The organism is uncultured Campylobacter sp. (assembly GCF_938045595.1).
Lineage (GTDB): Bacteria > Campylobacterota > Campylobacteria > Campylobacterales > Campylobacteraceae > Campylobacter_B.
This window is the reverse complement of the sequence record NZ_CALIBB010000129.1, coordinates 1-2,106: the sequence shown is the minus strand read 5'-3', so window position 1 is coordinate 2,106 and position 2,106 is coordinate 1. Positions and strand designations below refer to the sequence as shown.

Annotated in this window: 4 protein-coding genes; all 4 read right to left on the bottom strand. The window is 47.4% G+C overall.

The features are described 5' to 3' along the window. Nucleotides 1-680 (bottom strand): M28 family peptidase (locus Q0340_RS05495; protein WP_298082493.1); only part of this gene is annotated, 680 nt, incomplete at its 3' end. A 279-nt stretch (nt 681-959) separates the two neighbouring features. Beyond that, nucleotides 960-1,220 carry a heavy metal-associated domain-containing protein gene (locus Q0340_RS05490; protein WP_298082492.1) on the bottom strand — a complete coding sequence of 87 codons (261 nt, stop codon included), beginning with the start codon at nt 1,218-1,220 and terminating at the stop codon, nt 960-962. Then, entirely contained in the window at nt 1,213-1,614 is a 402-nt protein-coding gene (locus tag Q0340_RS05485; protein ID WP_298082491.1) for an aryl sulfotransferase, read from the bottom strand. The genes Q0340_RS05490 and Q0340_RS05485 overlap by 8 nt, the downstream gene beginning before the upstream one ends. Then, nucleotides 1,611-1,778: a hypothetical protein gene (locus tag Q0340_RS05480; RefSeq protein WP_298082490.1), complete on the bottom strand. Its 168-nt coding sequence runs from the start codon at nt 1,776-1,778 to the stop codon at nt 1,611-1,613. The genes Q0340_RS05485 and Q0340_RS05480 overlap by 4 nt, the downstream gene beginning before the upstream one ends. Nucleotides 1,779-2,106 lie beyond the last annotated feature (328 nt).

The following is a 2,106-nucleotide window of genomic DNA, read 5'->3' as shown; positions in this document are numbered from 1 at the left end:
GGGATCGAGTTGCTCCTCTCGCCAAAATCTAGGCTGATTAGCTCGCAGCCCTCCTCGGCTAGGAATTTCGCCAGCAGCTTCGTCGCGTTTGGGATATTTTTGTGTATCTCGTTGCCCGAGTGCCCGCCGCTAAGCCCCGTGACGCCGATCTCGTAAATTTTACCGCTCTTTTTGACGCTCGCGGCGCCGATTTTTGCGTTTACGTTTATGCCGCCGGCGCATCCCAGCGTTACGCGGTCATCCTCTTCGCTGTCTAAATTTAGTAGATTTGGCGATAAAATTTTACTCTTAAAGGCATTTGCGCCCACGAGCCCGACCTCTTCGTCGTTGGTAAATAGGCACTCTAAATTTGCAAACTCCCGCATAGCGCCCATCATCATCGCCACGCCGATGCCGTCATCAGCGCCCAAGCTCGAGTTTTTCGCCCTTAGGATGCCGTTTTCTTCAATGAGCTCTAAATTTGGCGCCGCGCCCACGCAGACCATGTCGTAGTGGCTTTGCAGGCAAATTTTAGGCTCGCCCTTTACGGCGTGGATATTGCCCGCCTCATCGACGTTCACGCTAAAGCCCTGGCAGCGCGCAAAATCTGCTAAAAACTCCCTCATCTGCTCCGTTTCGCAGCTGCAGTGAGGTATCTCGCACAGCCTCTTAAAATCGTTCATAACCTCGTTTTTTTGCATGTTTGCTCCTTTTGAATTTATTATATCCGCGCGTTATTGCGACACGCCCATTGAATTTAAAAGCAATCGCACTCGCTTAAGCGCTTGCGAAATTCTGCTAAATTTAAACGCGACCGCGCCGACATAGCGCTTCCGCAAAATACGCGCAGAATTTCAATCGCGCTAGCTTACGCTGCAGGCAAGCCGCGCAAAATGAAATTTTATGCAAAGTCGCATGAATTTTACCGAAATTTAGCAAGAATTTTATTTAAAATTTAGTCAGAATTTTGCCGGGGATTTTTATTTTACGATTACACCTTCATAGCCCGTTTTTGCGATCGCCTCAAGCATCGCGGTCGCGTTTGTATCATCCTTTGCTACGACGGTCGCGGTTTTGCTCTGCTGCGAAACCTTTGCGCTTATCACTCCTGGCGTTTGCAAAAGCGCCTTTCGCACGATCGTAGTGCAGAGCGGACAGTGGATTTTTTCCACGTAAATTTTAATCTCTTTGTCGGCAAAAAGCGCCGTAAATCCAAGCATCAAAAACAAAATTTTACGCATAAAGCCCTCCTAAAATTTCAGGATATGTAAGCATAAAGGCAAGCAAGGCTCCTAAGAGCGCGTAGATCAGAATCCATTTTTTGCGCCCGCTTTGCAGCGAGCATGCGCGCGGCTTTTTGAAAAAGAAAAACGCCGAGAGCGCGAAGCAAAAAAGCGCTAACGCAGAAAGTGGTGCACGGTAGTCACCGAAAGCCTCTGCGCCTGAAAAAATGGAAAAGCTCGCGCCGAAAATCAAAAATAAAAGCGCGGGTAGGCAACAAAACGTCGCCGCAACCGCGCTAAAAATCGCGGCGAATATCAGCCACAGACTGCGCGTGCTGAAGCGATTTTTGCCAGGATATTCTCGCTTTTGCGTCAAGGTTTCTTGCGCGGAATTTTCTAGTTCAGTTTTCAAATTTTACCTTTCAGTATAGGTATTGCCGTGCCGCCGCTAGCCCAACACACGAAATTTACTCGCAAATCCGCCGCGAAATTTCGCGCAAAGAGGCGAAATTTTAAATTCTGCAAGCCGCAAATTTCAGAATTTTGCGCGCCGAAAAATTTCAAAATTTTATTCATCTTGGAATTTTAAAATTTCGCCGCTCACAAAATTCTAAAAAATTTTAAAATTCCACGCCAAATAAAGCGCGGAATTTTTTTCCAATGCAGACGCGGCAGCATTTAGATTAGGCGCGCTTTTACACATCCGCCCAAAGTCGTCTAGCGGGAAGCCTCTCTTGTATACCTACTCAAAAAGCTCAAGTAGTTCGACGTGCCGCATAGCAAAACGCGCGCCGCTACAGCTCCTTCGATCTGTAATCGTAGCTGAAATCTTTCGGCGAGTAATAATTTAGCGTGTTGCCGTCCACTTCGCCGTAAGGATAGCCAAAATTATTGATCGGAAACT